At 39.7% G+C, this 24,618-nt stretch carries 16 protein-coding genes and 1 pseudogene; 5 read left to right on the forward strand and 12 right to left on the reverse strand.

What is annotated here, in order from left to right; genetic code table 11:
* Window positions 1–201: 201 nt before the first annotated feature.
* From DSM106972_RS02125 to DSM106972_RS02145, 5 genes are all read right to left on the reverse strand, one after another.
* On the reverse strand, window positions 202–792 hold the full coding sequence (locus DSM106972_RS02125; RefSeq protein WP_127078370.1) for a peptidoglycan-binding protein: 591 nt from the start codon (window positions 790–792) through the stop codon (window positions 202–204).
* Window positions 793–1,033: 241 nt separating this feature from the next.
* The gene (locus tag DSM106972_RS02130) at window positions 1,034–1,801 is read right to left on the reverse strand and encodes a M23 family metallopeptidase (RefSeq protein WP_186538591.1); all 768 of its coding nucleotides are present in this window, start codon (window positions 1,799–1,801) and stop codon (window positions 1,034–1,036) included.
* 171 nt (window positions 1,802–1,972) lie between these two features.
* On the reverse strand, window positions 1,973–3,253 hold the full coding sequence (locus DSM106972_RS02135; RefSeq protein WP_127078372.1) for a sensor histidine kinase: 1,281 nt from the start codon (window positions 3,251–3,253) through the stop codon (window positions 1,973–1,975).
* A gap of 90 nt (window positions 3,254–3,343) precedes the next feature.
* Window positions 3,344–6,097, reverse strand: coding sequence for a hybrid sensor histidine kinase/response regulator (locus DSM106972_RS02140; RefSeq protein ID WP_127078374.1), 2,754 nt, complete (start codon window positions 6,095–6,097; stop codon window positions 3,344–3,346).
* Window positions 6,098–6,231: 134 nt separating this feature from the next.
* The gene (locus tag DSM106972_RS02145) at window positions 6,232–6,687 is read right to left on the reverse strand and encodes a tellurite resistance TerB family protein (RefSeq protein WP_127078377.1); all 456 of its coding nucleotides are present in this window, start codon (window positions 6,685–6,687) and stop codon (window positions 6,232–6,234) included.
* Window positions 6,688–6,914: 227 nt separating this feature from the next.
* Here DSM106972_RS02145 and DSM106972_RS02150 point away from each other — a divergent pair, with 227 nt between their 5' ends.
* On the forward strand, window positions 6,915–9,368 hold the full coding sequence (locus DSM106972_RS02150) for a two-partner secretion domain-containing protein (protein WP_127078379.1): 2,454 nt from the start codon (window positions 6,915–6,917) through the stop codon (window positions 9,366–9,368).
* Window positions 9,369–9,435: 67 nt separating this feature from the next.
* On the opposite strand, the gene glgA is transcribed toward DSM106972_RS02150, so the two are convergent.
* Complete coding sequence (gene glgA / locus DSM106972_RS02155; RefSeq protein ID WP_127078381.1) at window positions 9,436–10,887, reverse strand: glycogen synthase GlgA; 1,452 nt, start codon at window positions 10,885–10,887, stop codon at window positions 9,436–9,438.
* Between the two features lie 63 nt (window positions 10,888–10,950).
* Window positions 10,951–11,922, reverse strand: coding sequence for a hydroxymethylbilane synthase (gene hemC / locus DSM106972_RS02160; protein WP_127078383.1), 972 nt, complete (start codon window positions 11,920–11,922; stop codon window positions 10,951–10,953).
* A 493-nt stretch (window positions 11,923–12,415) separates the two neighbouring features.
* On the opposite strand from hemC, the gene DSM106972_RS02165 reads away from it, so the two are divergent.
* Both DSM106972_RS02165 and DSM106972_RS02170 read left to right on the forward strand, forming a co-directional pair.
* Window positions 12,416–13,372 carry a YegS/Rv2252/BmrU family lipid kinase gene (locus DSM106972_RS02165; protein ID WP_127078385.1) on the forward strand — a complete coding sequence of 319 codons (957 nt, stop codon included), beginning with the start codon at window positions 12,416–12,418 and terminating at the stop codon, window positions 13,370–13,372.
* 73 nt (window positions 13,373–13,445) lie between these two features.
* Entirely contained in the window at window positions 13,446–15,011 is a 1,566-nt protein-coding gene (locus DSM106972_RS02170; RefSeq protein ID WP_127078387.1) for a metallophosphoesterase family protein, read from the forward strand.
* Window positions 15,012–15,103: 92 nt separating this feature from the next.
* Here the strand turns inward: DSM106972_RS02170 and DSM106972_RS02175 are convergent, their stop codons facing one another.
* The 3 genes from DSM106972_RS02175 to DSM106972_RS02185 form a co-directional block, all read right to left on the reverse strand.
* Window positions 15,104–15,505: a hypothetical protein gene (locus tag DSM106972_RS02175; protein ID WP_127078389.1), complete on the reverse strand. Its 402-nt coding sequence runs from the start codon at window positions 15,503–15,505 to the stop codon at window positions 15,104–15,106.
* A gap of 238 nt (window positions 15,506–15,743) precedes the next feature.
* Window positions 15,744–16,205: a CAAD domain-containing protein gene (locus DSM106972_RS02180; protein ID WP_127078391.1), complete on the reverse strand. Its 462-nt coding sequence runs from the start codon at window positions 16,203–16,205 to the stop codon at window positions 15,744–15,746.
* A gap of 140 nt (window positions 16,206–16,345) precedes the next feature.
* Window positions 16,346–17,878, reverse strand: coding sequence for an RNA-guided endonuclease InsQ/TnpB family protein (locus tag DSM106972_RS02185; RefSeq protein WP_201800664.1), 1,533 nt, complete (start codon window positions 17,876–17,878; stop codon window positions 16,346–16,348).
* Between the two features lie 79 nt (window positions 17,879–17,957).
* Here DSM106972_RS02185 and tnpA point away from each other — a divergent pair.
* Window positions 17,958–18,374, forward strand: a pseudogene (gene tnpA, locus DSM106972_RS02190) (IS200/IS605 family transposase).
* 482 nt (window positions 18,375–18,856) lie between these two features.
* Here tnpA and DSM106972_RS02195 read toward each other — a convergent pair.
* Together DSM106972_RS02195 and DSM106972_RS02200 are read right to left on the reverse strand one after the other, a co-directional pair.
* The gene (locus DSM106972_RS02195; RefSeq protein WP_127078393.1) at window positions 18,857–19,321 is read right to left on the reverse strand and encodes a BON domain-containing protein; all 465 of its coding nucleotides are present in this window, start codon (window positions 19,319–19,321) and stop codon (window positions 18,857–18,859) included.
* Between the two features lie 89 nt (window positions 19,322–19,410).
* Window positions 19,411–20,727, reverse strand: coding sequence for a general stress protein (locus tag DSM106972_RS02200; RefSeq protein WP_127078395.1), 1,317 nt, complete (start codon window positions 20,725–20,727; stop codon window positions 19,411–19,413).
* Window positions 20,728–21,186: 459 nt separating this feature from the next.
* Here DSM106972_RS02200 and DSM106972_RS02205 point away from each other — a divergent pair, with 459 nt between their 5' ends.
* Window positions 21,187–24,351, forward strand: a complete 3,165-nt coding sequence (locus tag DSM106972_RS02205) for an MFS transporter (protein ID WP_127078397.1) — start codon at window positions 21,187–21,189, stop codon at window positions 24,349–24,351.
* The last annotated feature ends 267 nt before the right edge of the window (window positions 24,352–24,618 follow it).

Consider the following 24,618-nt stretch of genomic DNA (forward strand, 5'->3'; position numbering starts at 1 on the left):
CGTCTCTACATGGATGTATATTTTAACAACGGATGTGAAACGGATGTAACGGATAGTTGATTCGTTTAAAGGAGGCGCCGAAAGTTTGAAAATCTTGTTAGTAACAAATAAATCATCCGTTACATCCGTTACATCTGTTGCAAACCAACCAGCCAAAACTTATGACATGGACTAGTAGGGTTGCCAATGGCGACCTTACAACTACAGTCCCATTGCAATTCTGGTTTGTGGTCCAACTCGACCATCAGCGAGTAAGCCGTTATTAATTTGGAAGTTACGCACTGCGCGTTGTGTTATTGTACCGTAATATCCAGTTTGTGCTATTCCGAGACGACGCTGAACTTGTGAAACTGGGGCGCCTGCTGAACCTACACCCAGAGTAACTGGTCCACCAACACCAGGTCCAGCAACGTTTCCTCCTCCTGCACGAGCATTTATAAATCGAGTTGCTACGTAGTAACCTGAACTTAGTCGAGTAAAACCGTTTTCGGTATCTACAATAGCTGATACTCGCAAACCGTTTGGTAAACATCCAACGACTCGTGAATTCAAACTTGGTTGAGTACGCACTCGTAAACAACTGCCACTCGTGCGAACAAATCCTGTAACTGCTGCTTGTGCTTCAGAGAATGTTGCAAACACAAGACCAAGACTTGCTAGTGCCAAGCTTGTTGATTTAAATAGGTTTTGGTTAAAAAGTGTTTTGAAATTAAATTGTATTTCGGGGAGTCCTAATTCTGGTTCTACTGTCTCGTTCGCATCAAACATTGAAGAATAAGCTAGATATTCCATGTTGAATCTCCTAATATTAATAGTTATTTGAAGTCACAAATAGGGTTTCTAAGACATGAGAAATCTAGAAATGCTTTAGCTTTCTCCTGATTTCTCATTCAGAAAGCCGATTTGCTTGAATGTATCTTTGGTTACTGTTTATCTTAAAACGTTCTTACTGAGAGTGAAATTAAGAAAATATAAAATTTGTTACATTCTTCCGGATGGGAAATCCCCCATAAATTCGGGGGACTAGTTCTGATCAACTTTGATTGGTGTAAAATATATCGTTACGGAAGCGGCGCCCGTTTCGCCAAATTTCAACTCCCTCTGGGGTGACAAAGTAAGAAAAGGTACCGTTTTCTGCGCGGTATTTGGAATTGCTAATGCTCCAAGCGGGTAATTTAACTGGTTGATTAGGGTTTTGTTTTAGTTCGCCAATATAGAACAATTGACCTTTCTCTTGGCAGACTTTGACGCGCGCGTTTTTGGTTTCACCTGCAATTAATGTTGTACCTTTGCATGTCGCAATTTGTGTTGTATTTACAGTCGCTGTGTTTTGTGATGGTAGAAAAGCAATAGGATCAACTGCTGTACGCTTGTTAGTATGGATTTCAAAATGAAGATGGGGTCCAGAACTGTTACCTGTAGACCCCATCTCTGCTATTATTTGACCTTGGTTAATTTGTTGCCCAAGCTTTACTAACAGGCGCCGATTATGACCATACACAGTGACTCGACCATCTGGATGTTGAATTGTGATTGCGTTACCTAATCCCCAATCATCCCAACCTGATTTTATTACTTTACCTGCTGCTGCTGCATAAATTGGTGTGCCACTGGCGCCTGCTATATCAATTCCTTCGTGCTGATATTTACGAAAACCACGCGATAATATTCCTTGTGCAGGATAAATAAAACTTGAAGTAGAATTAACGGTTTGCGTTTTTGCAGGAGTACTAATACTTAGCATAACTGCCAAAATTAATCCAACCAAGCCATAAATAGGGAGTAAGGCGCCTTTTTTCATGAATCCAATGTAAGAGTTTAAAGGTGATACTAGATTGACTATATATAGATACTTACTGTTTCTTGTAGGCCCTCTATATTTGGAACGGGCAAGGATGCCCATTCCACAAGACAATGCCCATTCCACAAGACAATGCCCATTCCACAAGATAATTAATTTAATTTTTATAAATTATATGGGCAAGCTGATTATAAATTCTGTACCACGTCCAAGCTGTGAAGAACAAGTAAGGCGCCCGTTATGTTTGTCTTCGATAATTTGACGCGCTATGGATAGTCCTAACCCTGTTCCTTTATCTGCTGGTTTGGTTGTAAATAGTGGTTCAAATAGTCGTTGTTTGATTTGTTCACTCATTCCAATTCCGTTATCGGCAATTTGGATGGTTATGCAGGGAGTAGAAGTATTACTTACTTGAGTGTGAATATTAATTTGAGGAATAAATTCTTGTTGATTTTCCATTCCCTCTTCTAATGCTTCAATCGCATTTGCTAATAAGTTCATAAGTACTTGGTTAAGTAACCCTGGATAGCATTTTATTTGTGGCAAGTCACCATATTGTTTAATTACTTGAATTGCTGGACGTTTACCGGATGCTTTTAGACGGTGTTGCAATATTAACAATGTGCTGTCGATTCCTTCATGTATATCAGCAAGTACTTTGGTTGTAGAATCATTTCTAGAAAATGAGCGTAGTGTGACTGATATATCTTTAATTCGCAAAGCACTAACCTGTACTGACTCAATAAGTTTGGCTAAATCTTTAAGCACAAAGTCTATATCTTCGTTTATTAGTGCTTGTTCAATTTCAGGTGCTGGGTCTGGATAATGTTTTTGATAAAGATGAAAAATGTTTATAAGTGAGTTTAAATACTCATGTGCAGGCGCCACATTATTAACGATACAGCCAACAGGGTTATTGATTTCATGGGCAACCCCTGCTATTAATTGTCCAATTGTGGCAAATTTTTCTTGTTGGACTAACTGTACTTGTGCTGATTGTAGCGCTGATGTTCGCTCTGTTACTCTTTGTTCAAGTAGTGTACTTGATTTTTGAAGTTGTTTTGTTAACTCTCGCATTTGTAAGTGAATGCGGATGCGTGCCAGTACTTCTTCTCCTTCAAAGGGTTTTGTTATATAGTCTACGGCGCCTAATGATAATCCTTTGACTTTACTTTCGGTATCTGCAAGCGCAGTCATAAAAATTACTGGTATATCATGGGTTTGCGGATTTGCTTTAAGGCGCCGACAAGTTTCAAAACCATCGATTCCTGGCATTTGAACATCAAGCAAGATTAATGCCACACTGCTATAAACTTCTTCGAGTTGCTGTAGTGCGCTGACTCCATCGGGTGCTATACGAATTGCAAAACCTTCACTTCTCAGCGTTTGCGCTAGTACTGAGAGGTTAGTGGGGTTATCATCGACAATTAAAATAAAGCTTGTATGTGACATAGTTTTTTATTAATTATTTGTATAAAGAAACCTGGTTTCTATGTAAAATCTTTGCTTTTATTACAATTTATTGACAAAGAAACCAGGTTTCTATTGATTTATAAATCCGCCAATATATTCCCACAAAGGTTTTATTTGGAAGTTTTCTGCTAAGACTATTATTTTTTGGGCAAAAGGCGCCAAATTCACATCAGTTTCTTTTAATTGATTTGCTTCGTCTATTATTTTATATACATCACCTTGTTTGGCAATATTGTATAAGTTTGTTAATATCTCCTCTGATGGTAAAATGATGGTGTCAGATTGAATTGGCTGATTTAGAGACTTTTTATTATCGTTAGTGTCTTGATATACCCACTCAATTAATAAATATTTACCAATGAGTTCAAGCAAAGTCTCTATTTGTACTGGTTTGGGTAAAAACGCATTAGCACCAGCATCTAAACTCTTATATTGATCGATTTCAAAAACACTTGCAGAAGAAGCTATAATTATTACGTTGGCAAAATCTTCTGATTGACGTATATTTTGTATTAAGTCAAAGCCATGCATTACGGGCATTACCAAATCGGTAATAATTAAGTCAGGCGCCAATGAGAAAGCTTTTTCTAATCCTTCTTTACCGTTATCTGCTTCTGCTACTTCAAAACCAATTGGTTGCAGCAAATTTACAATTACCGAACGATTTTCCCACTTGTCATCAACAACGAGAATTTTTTGCTTTTCTCCTTTATATCCAATAATTCTACCTTGCGGCGCCACTCTATTACTTTCTGCCCAATTAGGTGCTTCTGGTAATTCCACTTCAAACCAAAAAGTACTTCCTTGCGAGGGTGTACTCTCAACTTCAATTTTACTATTCATCAACGAGATAATTTTTAAGCTAATCGCTAACCCTAAACCTGTACCTTCAGATTGTTTTTTAGTATCACCGACTTGCTCAAACGGTAAAAATATCTTTTCCAACTGTTCGGGAGTCATCCCTACACCTGTATCTTTAATTTCAAAACGAAATTTAGTTAGTCCTTTACTTGCAGGTGATTGGTTGATAACATCTATTTTAAAAGTAACTCCTCCAGTGTCGGTAAATTTAATTGCATTGCCAAGCAGGTTAATTAATACTTGACGTAATCGTTTTTCATCTGCACGCAAACCACTTGGCAATTGTGCATCTGGTTGATAAATAAAAGCAATACCTTTTTGTTCTGCCCGAACACGACAAATTTCAGAAACTCCTTCCAAAAAAGAAAGAAAGTGAAAATCTACTGGGTGCAATTCCATTTTGCGCGCTTCAATTTTGGAAAGGTCGAGAATATCATTAATTAAAGTCAATAAATGTGAAGCACATTGATGGATAATTTCAACACCTTTACTTCCACTGTCTGTTAAAGGTTCTGAACGTCGCAGAATTTGAGAATAACCAAGAATACCATTGAGAGGAGTTCGCAACTCATGACTCATATTCGCTAGGAACTCACTTTTAGCTTTATTAGCATTGTCTGCAACTTCTTTGGCTGCTTGTAGTTGTTGTGTACGTTCTTCTACCCTTGTTTCTAGGACTGCAAAAGAATCGCGTAACTGCTGTGCCATGCGGTTAAATGATTGTCCCAACATGCCAAGTTCATTTACATTTGACTCTAAAACTTGTTGGTCAAGTTTTCCTGACGCTATAGCTTCTGATGCTTGATTCAAAACTAATATGGGACGGGCAATCCAACGTGATGTATAAATACCTAAAATTGTTGCTAGAACTAAGGCGCCAAGACACAGCATAATTGTAGTGCGAGTATTGGCGTTGATTTGTGCCATAAAATCAGATTCCGGAACGGCAACCACTACAAGCCAATCTAACCCCCACTCATCACGCCAAGGGGTCACTTGAACGAACTGCCGCTGACCATTTTGCATAAACTCAAGATTTTGTGCATCTTTGATTTTATTAAAATTACCAAAATTCTGTTGTAAATATTTAGCTGTAGATTGAATTAATTTATCACTACTATCTGTCGCTAAAAGTCTTTTTGGTTTGCCTTCAATAATCTTAAACGGTTCTTCTTGACTCGATGATGCTATAAGTAAACCACTACTTTCCAAAATAAAACTTTTTCCTGATAAGCTGACTTTGACTTGACGTAGAAAATCTCTTATTTGTGTCAAGCGTTGGTCAACATTCATTACTCCAATTAGGTTGTTATTTTTATCGTAGACAGGACGGTTAGCAGAAACTGCTAGAGGAAAGGGAGTTGTTTCCCACTGATAAACTGGACTCCACATTGGTTTACCAGCTTGCACTGTCTGTGCGAACCAAGCTTCTTTATCAAACTCATAATTCTTATAAATGTCAAAAACCTTAATCCGATTCCCATTAGAGTTAGTCTCGTAAACATTCAGATCTCTGTTACCCTGTTCCTTTGGAGATATAGAGCTAATTACTGGTTTAGTTGGGTCTAGATAATATCCGGCGCCTGTAAATTCATATGTTGGAGTTCCAAAACTAACATAGCCAACATTATACAAATTTACTTGCTTCCAGAAGTAATGCCCCATCTTTTCCTGATTCTGTGGTTCCAACAACCCCAAGTCCATTGCATCTCCATTGATCTTGGCTAGATGACGAGCAGTATCTAAATAATTATCTAAATGTTGGTTAATACGTGAACTAACTTCTCCACTTAGTCTTGTCGCAAGCTCATTTACTGCTTTCTGCCCGTTACGCAACGATAAATACCCCGTTAATCCTACTGCTGCAAAGATTTGTAGGATGAAAGGAACTACAAGTATAAGGCGTAAAGGTAATTTTTTTGATTTACTGCGGTTATTCGCTCGGTTGGGTAGGGATTCCATAACTCAGGAGAATGTTTTTTGCTACTAGACTATTCAAAACCAAATATATAAATTTGAGGTGATGTAACACCTGTTCTATAGTTAAAAGAGGCGCCACACCACCATCAAATTTGATAGAGGTCTATAAAGAATTTTTACTCTTCTTCTTCGTCTTCTCCGAACAATTCGTCTAAAATCTCAGATGAGCGTGAGTCAGAGATTTTTAAGGCTTTTTGAAGGTCGTTGATATATTCTTCTTCATTTGAAGGAACTTCACCATCAACTGCAACAACACAAACTGCGGTGATATAAGCAACTTCTCTATCTTCTTTGCTATCTAACGATGCAATTGCTAGTTCTATTGCACCTGCTACACCTGAGTGCTCGTAAACTTCCATTGCTGAGTCTACTAAGCTTTGTAATTCTTCTTCTGAGTATTCTTCAAATTCTGATGTGCTACAAAGCATTTCGCATAGAGCTTCGCTTTCTTCTGCGCTCAAACCTTCTTCATCTGCAAACGCTGAAAAAATACCAATTATTGCTATAGCTACATCTGTCTCAAGTGCAACTTGGTTTACGCTGCGACCACCGGAAAAACTTGGCTTAGGCATGATTTTCTTCTCGATATGTGTTTACTGTGGTTGGCAATTAGTTTTGTTAAAACCTCTTGCTGGACTTAGGATTCCCAAAAAACACACCAAAATCACACTCATCTTAAACTTTTTTGCGACTGGCGCCGCCGAGAAGTGATGCTAAAGCAATATCTAAAATAATTTGTAAATTTTTATATCTTTTATGGGAAATATATAGTTAAACATATGTACTTAAAATCAGATTGATGTATAAAATAACACATTTAATTCCCACTTTCCTTGTTTTGCTTTTTCCTGCAATGTCAATCGCGCAAGTTATTCCTGATGCTAGTGTCGGTAGTATCGTAACGCCAAATCAGCTAATTAATGGGATTTTAAGTGAACGGATAGATGGTGGAGCAAAGAGTAGTAGTAATTTATTCCACAGTTTTAGCGAGTTTAATACGGGAGCAGGAAGAAGCGTTTACTTTTCTAATCCAATAGATGTAACAAACATCTTTACACGAGTTACAGGAAATAACGCTTCTAGTATTAACGGTACTCTTGGTGTTCTGGGTGATGCGAATTTGTTTTTGATGAATCCTAATGGCATTGTATTTGGTGCGAGTGGAAAGTTAGATGTGAAGGGGTCGTTTTTAGGCACAACGGCAACTAGTATTAATTTTGCTGATGGCACACAGTATAGCGCTACTAGCAGCCAACTGAACCCTGTGTTAACCGTAAGTGTACCTGTGGGATTAGGGTTTGGCAGTAATCCTGTGGCAATTAGAGTTAATGGTGCAGGTCATAATCTCACTTATCAACAGTTACCTGGCCAAGCTTTTCCACCTTTTCAACGAGAAACTAATGCAAATGGGTTAGCTGTAAAACCTGGAAAAACATTGGCGTTAGTTGGAGGGGATATTTCTTTAGAAGGTGGTCAACTCCTTGCTGAAATGGGACGTGTAGAGTTGGGAAGTGTTGCTGGGGGAAATGTAGATTTAGGTTCGACTTCGACAGGGTTTGGGCTTAGTTATGCTGGAGTTTCTGAGTTTCGGGATATTGCATTATCGCAAAAATCATTGATAGATGCCAGCGAATCTAGTGGTGATGGTGGTATTTATATTTCTGGAAGGCAAATAAGTTTGACTGATGGGTCTTTAGGTTTGATTCAAACAGGAACTTCACAGGCGTCGGCAGGTATCATTGCTGTGAATGCCTCAGAATTAATCAAGCTTACAGGTGCAACTACAGATGGAAGAATTCGTACTCAACTAACCTCGGAAACAACAACATCAGCAGCTAGTGGGAAGATTCAAGTTTCTACTAAGGATTTGATATTTCAAGGAGGTGGGCAAGTTTCCACAAGAACTTTTGCAACTGGGAAAGGTGGCGATGCGGTTATTAATGCCTCAAATTCTATAATCGCTGATGGTTCTGCAGTTTCCAATCCTCGTTTCTTTAGTGGCGCCTTTTTGACTGTGAATGGTAGAACTGCTACAGGTGGTGCTGGAGATTTGACTATATCAACCAAACAATTTACCGCTTCAAATGGCACCCTTTTCTCGACAGCATCTTTTGGTGGTGGCGCCGGGGGAAATTTCGTACTCAATGCAGAGGATATAAAACTTTCTGGTAAAGACCCTGTTTTTGATGGGCCAACTGATTTAAGGGTTGGTAGTTCTGGTGTAGGTGATGGTGGCAGTTTAATTGTCAATACTCAGCAATTAACTTTACAGGAAGGAGCAAGAATTAATGCTGCTACAACAGGAAGTGGAAATGCTGGAAGTGTAACAATTAATGCATCTAAACTTGTTGATGTCCGTGGAGGCACTATCACCTCATCAGCAGTTTTTGGTGATGTTCGTACAGTTATAAATGGTTATGAATCAATTCCCACTGGAAAAGCTGGAGGAATAAAAATTAATTCTGACCGTTTATTGGTTCGAGATGGGGGAATAGTCACTGTTACTAATAATGGACCAACTAATGCTGGCGTCTTGGAAATAAATGCTAGATCGGTGCTGCTTGATAATAAAGGAAGCTTGTCTGCTACGACTAGATTGGGTGAGGGTGGCAATATATTTTTAGATGCAAATACTTTGATTATGCGTCGCAATAGTACTATGACCACTAGTGCTGGGGGTACGGGTGATGGTGGAAACATCTATTTGAATGTTAAAGCGATAACGCAACTTGAAAACAGTGATATTACTGCAAATGCTATTCAAGGTCGAGGTGGCAATATTAATATTAATACCCAAGGCATTTTCCGTTCCAACGATAGTGATATTAATGCTACTAGTGAACTTGGAATTAATGGGGAAATCAATATCACCACCTTAGATGTTAAACAAGATAGTTCGCTTCGAGAGCAAGCATCAAATTTTGTAAATACAGACAATATTGTTTCGTCTAGTTGCTTGGCGAATCGTAATCAACAACAGGGACGTTTTGTTGTTTCAGGTAATGGTGGTATTGCCGAAAATCCCAACGATTCTGATTTACCTTATCAATTAATACAAGTTGAGTCTACAATACCTTTTGCAAATAGTTCATCAGTTGTACCAACAATATCAACTAATTCAAAATGGAAAGTTGGCGACCCTATCACAGAAGCAACGTTATTAGTTCGTACAACTTCTGGTAAGGTGTTATTACAATCGGCAAGTGTGGCGCCTGATATTGGTTTGCAGCAGAATTTGATTTGCCAGATGTAAGGGTAAATTGTGTAGGGGCAGGCAGGGATGCCTGCTCCACAAGATGATTGTAATATATTTGTATTTATTAGCTGGGGCTGGCAACTGCTTCTTGTACCTCGGTTACTTCTTGTTGCTGTGTTTGCTCCTCTATAATTTCTTCTTCGGGTAAACCTAGTATGGAGCGGTACAATTTTATGTATTGCTTTGCTGATTGATACCAACTAAAGTCTTGCTGCATTGCACGTTGCTGTAATGCTTGCCATTGGGGTTTGTAGCGGAAACCTTCCCACGCACGTATTAAACAAGTATATAAGTCTAATGGTTCGTAGCGGTCGAAACAGTAACCTGTACCAGTTTGATTCATTGGCTCATGATGTTTTACTGTGTCTACTAGTCCTCCTGTACGACGCACAATAGGAATCGAACCGTAGCGTAATGCCATCATTTGACTAATACCGCAGGGTTCAAAACGACTTGGCATCAAAAATCCATCACTACCTGCATAAATGCGTCGTGCTAATGCATCGTTGTAAAGTAAGTAGGTGGCTACCCTTCCTGGAAAACGCGATGCCATTTGCCACATTTGGCTTTCATAATTTCTATCGCCTGTGCCTAATAGTACTATTTGAGAATCGGTATAAGATAATAGTTTTTCAAGGATTTGTAATACTATATCTATTCCTTTTTGCTCGACTAGGCGTGTTACCATACCAATTAAAAAGGCATTTTTGTTAACTTCTAAGCCAACTTCTTCTTGCAATGCGACTTTATTTTTGTTGCGCTTCTTTAAAGTTTCGGGAGTGAAGTTTTCAGGTATATATTTATCTGTTTTGGGGTCAAATACTTCAGTATCTATACCGTTTAAAATACCAGATAATCTGCCGCTTATGAATGATAACAATCCTTCTATCTTTTCGCCGTAAGCTGCTGTTTTTATTTGCTCGGCATAAGTTGGAGATACAGTATTTACTCTATCTGCAAATTGCACTGCTGCTGCCATGACGTTATGTCCTTGCATATACCACGGACACCAAGTTACTTTTTCTAAGTAACCACGCCACGGCCCTTGATAAGCTAGGTTATGAATTGTAAATACAGTACTAATATCTGGTGATTGGTGCATCCACACGGGTATCATGCCTGTATGCCAATCGTGACAGTGGACAATTTCAGGTTTCCAATAGTTCCAACAAAATTCTGCGGCGCCGTTAGAAAAGAAAGTAAACCGCCAAGCTTCATCTTCACCCCCATAAACACGACGAGGGTCAAAAGCTGGATGTCCAAATAAATATAACGGAACATCAGTACCAGGTAACACACTTTCGTAAACATGAAAGTCTTGAAACATGGCGTTACCTTGCCAAACTGGTTCAGAGGGAATTTCCATTTTGTCAGCTAAAAAGCCGTAATAAGGCAAAAATATCCTGACATCATGCCCCATCTTTCTCAAAATTTTTGGTAATGCCCCGACGACATCGCCCATTCCGCCGATTTTGGCTACTGGCGCCGCTTCTGCTGCTACAAATAAAATCCGCATGTTTATTTCGCCATGAATGTAGAGACCGAATTAATTCGGTCTCTACGTGAACAAATTTGGTGATTATGATCCACGTTGAACGGTTTGGAAGATTTCTTCGAGAATTGGTTGGGCGCCTTGACTACGTAAAAGGTCTGCCAATTGTGTTCCTAATTTTTCGGCATCTTCACAAGCACCGGAGACGCTATCTTTTACAAATCTTTGACCATCAACGCTGGCGACAATTCCAGAAAGGGTAAGTGTGTTACCAGTTATTTCAGTGTTTACACCGATAGGAACTTGACAACCACCTTCTAAATCACGTAAAAACGCACGTTCGGCAAGACAACGGTCTCTTGTTTTCGGATGTTCGATTGCTTTGAGCATCGATATTAAATCAGTATCCGAAGCTCGACACTCGATACCTAATGCACCTTGACCTACTGCGTGAAGTGATATTTCTTTGGGTAATACTTGGTGTACACGGTCACCCATCCCTAAGCGCTCTAAACCCGCTACAGCTAAAATTAGCGCGTCGTACTCACCTGCGTCTAATTTTGCTAAACGAGTATTCAAATTACCACGCACGTCTTTAAATTCTAAATGCGGGAAATGATGACGCAATTGTGCTAACCGTCGCAGCGATGAAGAACCAATTATGGCGCCTTCTGGTAGTGTATCAATTTGTTTATCTTTATATTTTTCGTGAACAACCAAAGCATCAGCAGGATTTTCTCGCTCGGTTATTGCTGCTAGTGCCAAACCTTCGGGTAAACGAGTTGGCAAATCTTTGAGCGAGTGAACCGCAAAGTCAATCTCCTGATTTATCATCCCCAGTTCGAGTTCTTTCGTAAAAAGTCCTTTGTCACCAATTTTTGCTAAAGCTACATCAAGAATTTTGTCTCCTTGAGTTGCCATTGTGTGAACTTCAAACTTTATTTCTGGAAAGCTCTTCTGGAGTTGTTCTTGTACCCAGTACGTTTGCACCAGGGCTAGTTGACTTTTACGAGAACCAATGCGAATTGTACGTTGGGGACTGGAAACAACAGATGTCATAAAGCAGTTTATCAAAACAGGAGACTAGTTACTGATCTAGACTACCGCAGTGAATGCCCCATTTGAGCTATGCCTTGTGGATTTGAGACAAGTTTGTTTTTGACGTTTTAATATATCTTTACGAAGTAACGTTAAATAACCGCACTTAGTGCTTCAAAAATGTATACATTGTAAAGTAATATGTCTGGCATAATTTGGCTGAAAACCAAGTTAGGTAATGAATTCTGGCTATAAAAGCTAGAGATAAGGCTTTCGCTGCTACACTTAACCAATGTTTATAAAAGTTAACTCATGATGATCCCCCCTAGCCCCCCTTGATAAGGGGGGAATAAGAGATAATTCTTAGCCCCCCTTAATAAGGGGGTTGGGGGGATCAATTAGTTCAGCAATAAGGATGAACATCAAACCTATCGGTAGAAGGAAGACTAAGCGCTCTATATAGGTAAATAATGTTTTTATATTTAATTAAGTAATTATATTCTTAAAATATCCTATGAGCCGTTCAGCTTGTCTTATATTTAACCCGGTTGCGGGTCAAGGAAACCCAGAGTCTGAACTAGCACAGATTCGTTCGATTTTAGAACCTGAAATAAATCTTGATATTCAATTAACTACAAAAGAAGTTGGTGCCGATGAACTTGCAGCAGAAGCAGTAAAGCGTGGAGTTGAAGCAATTATTGCGTCTGGAGGAGATGGGACGCTTAGTGCTGCTGCTGAAGCTGTTATTGGTACTGATATTAAATTTGGGATAATATCGCGCGGTACTGCAAATGCTTTTGCCAATGCATTGGGAATTCCTGACACAATTCCAGGCGCCTGCGAAGTTATTTTACAAGGATTAACTCGGACAATTGATGCAGCTAATTGTAATGGGCGCCCAATGGTGTTGCTAGCAGGTATTGGGTTTGAAGCTGACGCAGTTGAAGCTGCTGACCGGGAATCTAAAAATCGTTTGGGTGTAATGGCGTATATACTCGCAGGGTTAAAGGAGTTGCGACAGTTAGAAAGTTTTGACGTTGAAATTGAGACTGACGATAAGATAGTTAAGACAACTGCATCAGCAGTTACCGTTGCTAATGCCGCACCCCCAACGTCTATACTTGCTCAAGGTTCAGCTGGTATTATTGTAGATGATGGCTTGCTTGATATGACAATTGTGGCGCCTGCAACAAAAACCGCCGCCATCGCAACAGCCATTCATCTGTTTCAAACTGCATCTTCTGGTAATGGCGCCGAACGCGATGATGTAGGTTACATGCGTGCGAAGCAATTTAAAATTACAACTAATCCTCCTCAAAAAGTAGTTATTGATGGGGAAGTCATGGAAGCAGGACCAGCTGAGATTAGGTGTCTTCCTAAAGCTATACAAATCTTTGTTCCTACCGTCGATGAGCCAGAACCAATGGAAAAACTGGAAGGATTACCTAATTTGGTAATTGAAGAAAAGTAGGAAAATAATAATGGGGAATTTTTGCTGGTTCGCTCATAACCCCATTTTATTCTTAAAGTAGCTACTTGTAATTATGAAACTAGCCTCTGAAGTCGGAATTGCCGAAAAAATTCGTAGAATGAATCAACGGGTACGCTGGCAAGACCCGTTATTGGTTAATAAAAATATTGACCAAACAAAGTTTGTATTCGATGATGGAAAGGCTTCGGAACAAGAATTCTCGTTTCTTGTAGTCGGTGATAGCGGTTCGGGTTCGCACACTTCGCACAACCCGCAGCGTCAAGTCGCTGAATTAATGCTTCCTCACCATGACGAATGTCGGTTTATGCTTCACACAGGGGATGTTATATATTTGGTCGGGTCAAGCGAATACTACCCACAAAACTTTATTCAACCTTATCGTGAGTTTCTTGTCTCTTGCGAACGTTATAAAAATATTGCTTACGACAAAATGACCTTCAAGCTACCAATACTCCCTGTACCTGGAAACCACGATTATTATGATTTGCCTATATTTTGGAGTATTGTATCTTTAGGGACAATGCCAATTCGGCGTTTACTTAAATCAAAGCTTGACTTAGATGTTGGTTGGCATGGTTCGAGGGCAGGTGACGCATATGCAAAAGCATTTATAGATTATCTCAAAGCTTTTAACTCTGAAGAACAATTGATACAGCACCTTGATAACCACTACGACGCGAAAACGGATAGTGGTTATTGTTTAAGGTATGAACCAGGTAAATTTACTCGTTTGCCTAATCGGTATTATACGTTTCGCTACGGCAATATAGATTTTTTTGCTCTTGATTCTAATACATTCAACGACCCGTTACCAATACCAAAAACAAGTGAAGGTGTGATACAACGTCAAGACCTTGAACAGCATCTTCAAGAGTTGGAACAGCAAAAAGAGCAAATTGTCGCTAGAATATCTCAGCTTGACCCGTCGAATGCAAACGAAGCTGAAGAACTTGATGATTTGCATGGACGACTTACACAAATAGATGAAATGGCTTTTGATATTGAAAAGCAACTGGCGCCAAAACATCGAAGTGCCACCGACACCGAACAACTCGAATGGTTTGCTTCTAAGTTAGTTGAGTCTTGGCAAAATAAAGAAGTTAGGGGCAGAGTAGTATTTTTTCACCATCCACCTTATGTAACCGAGGCAACAAAGTGGCAGCAAGCACAAACTTTAGCTGTTCGTAAGCGGTTACGTGAAGTATTTAATAAAGTAGGAGTTCAAGTAAATTCATTAAGGAAAGACCGTCCCATCGTTGATTTAGTATTAAACGGTCACGCCCATTGTTTAGAATATTTACAAACCCAAGATACTGGATACGGTGATTCGGGTATTAATTGGATTGTTTGTGGAGGTAGTGGTTTTAGCTTGCGTCGTCAGCGTCCAGAAGGTAATGATTTGATGGAAAAATTTGACGGTCAACAGCGCTTAGTTGCTAGTTCCCGCTTGTTTGTTGGTCGCAACGGGCAAGCTTCGCAAAAACGGCGCCCATATTCTTGTTTACGTATAGATGTTTTAGCAGGAGAAACGCCTAAATTTGTAGTGCGTCCGATGATTACAGAATGGCACCAGCGACAGTGGAATAAGTATGAGATGGCGCCGTTTGTTGTGGGGTAGGCATCTAGATATTTTTACCTGCTCTAGATATGAGTATATGGGACAGGCAGGGATGCCTGTTCCACAAGAGAGTCTAATTTATACTACTGTAATTAGACGGCGCCAGTACCTCTACCGCGCTTATCATCATCCATAGTTAGTTCGCCTTCGCTATGGTCTTTAATTGCCGCCAATTCTTCAAGACGTGCCTGTTTATCTTCTTCAATTACTTGACGGGCATCACCAGGTGTTTCGTAGTACATTTCTGGTTCAACTGCGTAGTTATTTAATAAACCTTCATTGTCTACTGTATAACCATCTGTTGTCCGAATACTATCTGATTCAGTTTGGTCATCAGTAAGAGCAGCAGCTTCACGTTCTTCGGTTGGTTTTGTTTTGTAGAGTGTACCTTCACGTTCTTTGCGTGCTGCTGTTTCTGCTGGGATAATACCTCTATCGTATTGGTCTCTTTCTGCACGGTCGTGCGAATCAATGCCTTGATTAGCGTTACCCATCTCAACCTCTCCTGATTGATACAATTTTTTTATGTATAAAATTAGAGTAAAGTTTTCGTAGCGTAAAATACACTATCTAGAGAGGGGAATTATATTCATGCTTTTGGTTAAAGTTATCAACCAAAAGGTATATAAAATATCATATGTAAAACAAAACGTAGAGACCGAATTAATTCTGTCTCTACATTGTGTCGATATTCTGTTTCGTTACGTAAATTGTTATCGAAGCAATTTATACTTATCTACCGGAAATTTGGTTTTTGAAATTGTTAATTTCAGATAATAATTCCTGACGTGTGGAAGCTTTGAGCAAGTAACGAGAAACAAACCAAGTTGCGTAACCAATACCTACTAACTCAAATATGGTCGCAAACAATGGAATGTCATTAACTGCATCGAGTACTGCAAATACCAGCTTGACTGAAATAAATGCTGCTAATATTAAGGCTACAGTGGTAATTTGCTGCTTGTAGTCGTTGAAGAAGTTACCGATATAATCGGGTAAGCGCGCGAGAAAGACTGCTATTTTATCACTAATTTGCTGTAATTGAGTAGATGTAGTTGACATTGATGCTGGTGGCAATTTTGGCAATTCATCTTTTACAGCAACTTCAACTGTTCCTACACCATTTACGGTGGTAGGATTTGTTTCGGGAGTGATGTCAGGGTTAATATATTGTGGCTGTTCTTGAGTTTCCATAGTAATTTCCCTAATGGTTACAACTTTTTCTATTCTAGATGTTAATTCAAATGAGAGTAAATAGTTGACGGCTCCCTCCCATGAAGTGGGAGGATTCTCAAGAGGCAGAACTCGATGCGCTCTCAATATCCTCAAACAGACTAAGCTGCTTCGAGAGGTTCCGTTCGCTGTGAGCGTTTGCTATTTCTAGCTCTCACATAGCTCCTTTGAACCCGCGTTACTTCGCAGGTGGGCGTTTCAAACAATATTAACCCAAGGGTTAACTGTTCCGGTTCCGGCAAGTCCCTCCGTACCGCTTTCTCTTTTTTAATATGTGGCTTGAGTGTCAGCTTAATATTAAACTTGTCCAAACAACGTTGCTTGATATTACGAGCGGCGTTGTTATCTGCATCCGCAGCATAGCCACAAACAGAACACAAAAATTTCTCTTCGTCTCGGTTTGAGCTATCAACATGATGGCACTCTGGACACAACTGAGATGTATGATGTGGTGGTACAACTTCAAAACGCTTTCCTGACTTTGCAGCCACGTACTCAGTTTTTAATCGAAGTTCAAACCATGCAGCATCAGATATTGAACGATTCAACCCCACTTTGCGGGATTGACCATTATTTAAATATTTTCCTGTATCCGAATCAAATTTAGGCTTACAACGTTTTTTCATGTTAGAGACTTTTAAATCTTCAAACACTACTAAGTCAGCCTTGTTTACAATTTGATGAGCTACTTTCCATTGATAATCAGTGCGTTGGTTAGATATTTTTTGATGCAATCTACCTACAACGTTGGCTGCTTTTTTACGGTTTTTACTTCTCTTCTTTTTTCTAGCTAAACGGCGTTGCCTTATTTTCATACGGCGACGCATTTTTTTGTTAGTAGAAAACTTTGGATTTTTAACTTGCGAGCCATCGCTTAGACTTACAAGCTTCTTAATACCTACATCACAACCAACCGCAGTGTTTACTTGTTCGATTGGTAAAGGTATATAGTCTGGTACACTTTTATCTTCAATCCTAATAGAAACGTAGTAACCGTTACTCTTTTTTCTAACTGTTACAGATTTAATCGTAAACCCGTCTGGAATAGGGCGTGAGTTGTAAAATCTCATCCATCCTAATTTAGGAAGATAGATTTTATTTCCTTCAACCCTTACACCACTTGCATACGTAAAACTTCTAAAGTTGCTTTTATTCTTGAAGTTTGCGAATCCCTTACCTTCAAAAAAGTTTTTATATGCCGTATCTAAACGTTTTATATTTTGCTGTAATACGGTCGAATCTATATCTTTAAACCAAGGTCTAGCTTTCTTTAAAACTGGTAGAGTTGTGATTTGTATATCGCCCGCGCTACGACGTGGTGTTTTACCACTGTAAGGTAAATTATTTAAGTCGTAGGGTAATAAACAGCACTCACCAATAATTTCTACTTCAGAATTATCTAGCTTCCAAGGTTCCCCAGACGCTCCGTTTTTACTGACAAAGCACGTCAAAGCACAAGCTTCAGCCTTGGTTCTTAAATCGCAGTAATCACCGCAAATATATTGTTGGTAATATTGCTCAATTCTGTCATTCAAGCACCAATTGTAAGATGAACGTAACATATCTAACCAATTATCCATCTTGGTAGCTTGCTCATCATCTGGACGTAGCTTGTAAACGTATCCTGCCAGCACTTTACATCACCTCCCGTGTTTGCTAACTTGTTTTATACTACAACTAGCAAATACAACAAATCAAGCTATCTTAAGGCGTATGGCAAAATTTGACCCCGACGAGTATAGACACGCTCGTGAACGCAGTTTCTCTAATTAACTATCACTTTGTTTGGATACCCAAGCGTAGAAAGAAAGTACTTCGACAGTACTATAGCAGAAAGATTGCAGCAGATTATATGCGACGTTTGCCTCGGAGCATCGCGCTTTAAATTATTGCGATGGAAATAATGCTCGACCATGTTCACTTATTTCTAAACGTAAAACCGACTGATTGTCCGTCAACTATTATGAACCGCGTTAAAGGACGTGCATCACACCATCGTAAGAATTGAGTTTCCTCAAATTTTAAAGCTACCAACAATGTGGACACAAGCGTTACTTTATTAGCACTGCTGTAAATATAAGTACTGAGGCAGTTAAAAGGTATATTGCCACGAGAAGCGTGAATAGTTAATGTTAGTGAAAGTAAACTTTTCAAATAGCTTTCATCCCCGCCTATTTATTATGTCGTCTACAACGCCTATAACCTTTACAAACAAAGCTTTTTACGTTGTTGATACTTTCCACAACGTACTAAAACAGAGCAATATTCTACAACGATGTTTTTAGCCCTCAGAACGCTCTACGTTGTAAAAAGCATATCTTTGTTTACGTTGTTTACTAATAAGATATAAAAAATCAACAACATGCTAAAACGCTCAGAATATCAAACGCTGTTGTTGTTGTTGTTATTCATAATTTAATAAGACATAATATTTAGGCGGGGATGAAAGCATTTCTTTTATAAAATAAAAACCGACCGGAAGATAGGTATATTGCCTTTCCTCCATTCGGTATATTAACTATTTAACTTAGAAACCGGGTTTCTTTGGTGAGATATTGTAATAACAACAACGATTTTGGGTAGAAACCAGGTTTCTTAATGTTTTGATACATTTACTCGGTAGCTTTTGCATTCACAACTACGTTTGTAACACCTTTAATTTCTTTAGCTAAAGGTTCAATCTTTTCTAATTGGGCTTTTTTGGGCACGGTTCCTGTTACTGTTACTGTACCGTTTTCTTCGCCTTTCACTGCAAGGGCGCCGTTAGGGATATTTGCTTCCAGCTTCGAGCGTACTTGACTTGCAAGGTCACCTGCTGCTCGGTTTGTAGCAGCGCCATCGTTCACGATGTTGTTTCGTTGTTCACGGGCACGAATATCAGCATCTAGCTGGTTGCGTCGAATTTCGCTTTGAGCATCTTCTTTCGCTGCTTGGGTTGACCCAGCGTTTGGTGCTTGAACTTGATTGACATCTGTTGCAGGATTAGGAGCATCTGCACTGGTCTTAGCAGGTTGTTGGCACGCAGCAGTACCTAAAGCAAGAACACTACTAATAAAGAGTAAAGTTAGCTTTTTCATTTTTTTATTGTTTATGGTTGGTAATGATTTTTGCTTCGGTAGGTAGGGCATAGCCCCACCTTACTTTTGTTGAAGAGGGAGATTTCTCTTTAAATTGTTTCGTCGCGACGGTCAATGATGATTACATCTGCATCACCATCACTATTGATAGTTCTAGTTGTGGTACTAGTATCAGCAGCGTAGTTTACACGCGAGGTGTCCATAGCTGGTCTTTCACGACGCGATGAACTAACATCGGTGGCATCGAAAACATCATAGTCTTGAATGTTGTGACGCTTGAGGATTACTTCTGCACGACGAACTTCATCATCGGTGGCGTCAACCATAACTATATAGTCGCCTCGGTTGAGTTTGTCGTTATAGGCCTGCGCTTTGTATTCAGGAATTCCCAAACCAACAAGTCCACCAGTGATACCACCAGCTGCGGCGCCAATACCTGCACCTGTTACTGCGGTTGCGAGTGCAGTTGCTGCTGCTCCACCTAATAGTACTGGTCCAACTCCAGGAATTGCTAGCGCACCTAGACCTACCAGTAAACCACCCAAACCACCTAAAGCGGCGCCTGTTGCTGCACCTGCTTTGGCACCATCATCGGCCTTATTACCATGTAAATCTGTACCAGGAGCATTAATATTGCCACCTGCATCTTTACCAATGATGGAAACTTCATCCATTGAAAAACCAGCATCACGCAGTTCAGTCAAAGCGGCTTCAGCATTACGACGGTGTTCAAATACACCAACTATACGTCTACTGCGATGCAATGCGCTCGATGAACGAACGTTAGTATTATAAACGGGAGCAACTACAGGTACTGCAGATGGTGCTGGTGGTATAATATCTGAAGAATTATAATCACGTCCGGGTTGGTCGTAAATTTGAAAATCTTCAATACCACGACGGCGCATAATTGCTTCAGCTTTAGCAATTTCTGAAGCGGTGCCATCTACAATTACTAAATAATGTCCACGTTCTACTCGTGAATTATAACCACGTGCTTCTTCTTCGGGGATTCCTAAACCTACCAAACCTCCGAGCAAAGAACCTGCTGCTGCTCCAATACCTGCTCCAGCTAGTGTAGTTGCAATTGCTGTTGCTGTGGCGCCTGCAAGCATGATGGGTCCTACACCTGGTATTGCTAGGGTTCCTAAACCAACTAACAAACCAGTCAAACCACCTAATGTTCCACCAGATACAGCACCGAGTGATGCACCTTCATCTGCTTTATTACCTACTTGGTCGTGAACTTCGGCGCCTGCAATATTACCATTACCATTAACATCTTGGGCAATAACCGAGACACGATCCATTGCAAAACCCGAATTTCTTAACTCGTGTAGCGCATCTTCAGCATCACGACGATGAGAAAATACACCTACGGCTCTTCTATGTAAACCGACTACCATGCTAGCTCCCCCACTCTTAATTGTGTTTTACTGGGTTTAATGAAGTCTTATTTAACTTTTTGACTCACTAATTAAGTTGTACTTTGCTCTGGTTTATTTTTCATCAATCGATTGCTAGAGTTTTTATCTCTATCTAAAGTTATATTTTTTGTTTTGTTAATTCTTTCTTTGTAGATTGAACAAATTAAATTAATATTGTTTATTAATCGTTACCAAGTTTTAATTATAATCATTATTAAATCTAACTTTCGATGCTGGTATAGAGCCAAAATTTATTCCTTTAGGATGTAATCAATATTAATTACAGTCGCTACGTTAGTTGAGTAAGTATCATTCTATAGAATTTAAAACTTACGTAAAGAAACCGGGTTTCGGGAGCAAAATCTCCGTTTTGATTACGATATTTCAACGAAGAAACCCGGTTTATATCTAGAAGTTGAGCTAGATTGAGGTTATAACATGTATCAATTCGGAGATTTACTTCAATCCTACTGTTGGCAGTTAGGATTGTTCTCTGTTGTAGTGACAGAACAAATTACACCAGAACAAGCATCTCTTATGTTTTCTGGTCCTAAATTTTTAGTAGCTTTGTTTGCTGGTTTGCTAATGGCAGTTGCATTCCAATTGCTGTTAACTAACTTTTCTGTTGCAGTAGGTATTTCTGCTGGAGGAGGAGATGTTAGTGATGATGACGCTGATACCGTTGGTAATCAAATTCGTGCAGTTGAAGCGAAAGTAGGCATCTGGGCGCTTTTTACTGTTAGTTTAGCTTTGGGAGCTGCTTGTTTTCTGGCTGTTAAACTCAGCTTAATCGAAAGCACATTACTTGGTTCCATCATTGGTATAGTAATTTGGGCTGCATTCTTTTCGCTGATTACGTGGTTAGGTTCTAATGCAGTTGGTTCATTAATTGGTGCAATTGTCAATACCGCTAACTCTGGTTTAAAAGGGTTAATGGGTACCGCTTCTGCTGCTATTGGTGCCAATGTTACTAAAAACCAAGCGGTATCAACTGCTGAAGATATTGCTGCTGCTGTACGTAAAGAATTAACTTATGGTTTTGACGCAGACAGCATTAAAAATACTCTGCAAAGTTCTTTAAGCTCGTTGCAATTACCGAATTTAAATTTAAACGAGATTCGCGGTCAATTTGATAAACTCTTGAAAGATGTTGATTTTGAATCTCTTGGTGATAGTGATTTACTAAAAAATGTTAATCGCGAAACACTTGTAGATTTAATTAGTAGTCGTACTGACTTCTCTAAAAGTGATGTTAACCGCATTGCTGACCAGTTAGAAGCAGCTTGGAATTCTGCGACTAATCGTAAAAATCCCACTGAACAGGTTATTAGTTTACTCAAGTCGGCAAGTCCCGATGACCTAAAACCAGAAAAAATAGGCGCCCGCTTACAGGAGTTGGTAGCAGTTGGTAACGGTAATGGTAATGGTAACGGTTCTTCAAAAGGTTTAACTCAAAGAGCTTTACAATCTGGTATGGGTGCAGTAGCAGGCGCCGTACTTAATAAAGTTGATTTCTCGAATGTTGACCTTGATAAAGTAACAAGTCAATTACAAGAAATCAAAGGTAAAGTTCAAGATGTAGATGTTGAAAATATCACTCAACAACTGAAGCAACTACGTGATAAAGCCACAGCAAAAGTAGCAGATACTATACCTGTAGTAGCTGAAACTGTACAGAAGACAGAAGACAATACCATTAAAGATGATATTGAAGAGTACATTCTGTATTCATTGCCTTGGCACTTTAACCGCATAACCATAAAAGAAGAATTCCACGAAGTTATCTTTGACCCCAATGCGGCGCCAGGAGCTATTAAAAGAGAACTCGAAGGGTTAAACCAAGAATACTTTGCCAACTTACTCAAACAACGTGGTGACATTAGCGAACCACGTATAAAAGAGATTTCTGAACAGTTGGAAAGCGTTCGTAAAGAAGTCTTTGAAACGGTTCAAAATTCCGATACTAATGAAGATTCACAATCACTTGGCAGTCGGGTAGAAAATTATTTGCGTTCGACTGGCAAAGATGAACTTAACCCTGAAGCTATCGAAAATAACTTTAGCAATTTAATCGAAGACGCACAAGCAAATGCTGACGAGTTGGGTAAACGTTTTGGTAACTTGAATCGCGACACCTTAGTACAAGTGCTTGCCTCACGTCAAGATTTGAGTGAAGAAGAAGCCAATAATATAGTGGGTCAACTCGAAGGAGTCAAGGACCGAGTTCTTAACAAAGCGCGCGAATTACAATCGCAAATTACAACCCAAGCACAAGAACTACGTCAACGAGTCGAAGATTATCTACGCAATACCAACCTGGATGAATTAAATCCAGAAGGTATCCAACGCGATTTTAGAACTTTACTCGATGACCCGCAAGCAGGCGCCAGCGCTTTACGTGGACGTTTATCACAGTTTGACCGTGAGACATTAGTAAAATTACTGTCACAGCGTCAAGATTTGAGTGAAGAACGAGTCAACGAAATTCTAAACAATTTAGAATCGGTACGCGACAGTATTCTGACCGCGCCGCAAAAAGCAGCAGCAAAAGCGAAAGAACAGTACGACCAAACGCTTAATACCATCACTGAGTATCTCCGCAGCACCAACAAAGAAGAACTTAACCCTGAAGGTATTCAACGCGACTTGCAAAAACTGCTCAACGACCCATCTGAAGGTGCAGCAGCATTACGCGAAAGATTTTCTAACTTCGACCGCGAAACATTGGTGACATTATTAACTCAGCGTGGTGATTTAAGCGAAGAGCAAATCAACCAAGTAATCGACTCGTTCCAAGCTAATATCAACAATATTATTAAGGCGCCGCAGCGTTTAGCAAGACGTGCAACAAAACGAGTAGCAGACTTTGAAGCAAACCTAGAAAACTATCTGCGAAACACCAACAAAGAAGAACTCAACCCAGACGCAATTAAGCGCGACCTCGCATTATTACTACAAGACCCTCGTGCTGGAGCAGGCAGTTTGAGCGACCGAATTTCAAAAATCGACCGTTCAACATTAATAGCACTGCTTTCACAACGCGAAGATATTTCCGAAGAAGAAGCAAATCGAATTGTCGGTCAAATCGAATCAGTACGTGACTCACTCGTCGAACAATACCGTCAAATTCAACAGCGAGTTCAATCAGTACTTGATAATGTATTTGGACAAATTCGCAGCTACCTCAACTCGCTCGACCGTCCCGAACTTAACTACGAAAGTATTCAACAAGACTTTTCCAAGTTATTCGACGACCCACAAGCAGGTTTTGATGCATTGCGCTCACGTCTAAGTCAATTCGACCGCAACACACTTGTAGCAGTGCTATCCTCACGCGAAGATATTTCTGAGGAGCAAGCAAACCAAATTATTAACCGGATTGAATCTACACGCGACAGTGTATTACAACGCGCAGAACTAATTCAAACGGAAACCCAAAAACGCCTCAGCCAAATTAAAGAAAACGCCAAAAAACAAGCACGCGACACCAAAAAAGCAGTCGCAGACGCAGCATGGTGGCTTTTCGGTACCGCTATTACATCACTCGCAGTCTCAGCATTTGCTGGCGCCGTAGCAGTACGTGGTCTATGGTTCCTAGCTTAATGTCATGCTGAGGCACGAAGCATCTCTCCCCTATGTCATGCTGAGGCACGAAGCATCTTTCCCCTATGTCATGCTGAGGCACGAAGCATCTCTCCCCTATGTCATGCTGAGGCACGAAGCATCTCTTATCAGCTTGTAAAGAAAGTAAAGTTGTAACATAAAATTCCCAACTTCTATTAAAGAAGTTGGGAATTTTATTTTATGATAGACTTGCGAACAATCTAAAACAGGATTCCTACTTTTTACACAGCATTAAAAATAATTAGT

This window comes from Dulcicalothrix desertica PCC 7102 (assembly GCF_003991905.1).
Taxonomy (GTDB): domain Bacteria; phylum Cyanobacteriota; class Cyanobacteriia; order Cyanobacteriales; family Nostocaceae; genus Dulcicalothrix; species Dulcicalothrix desertica.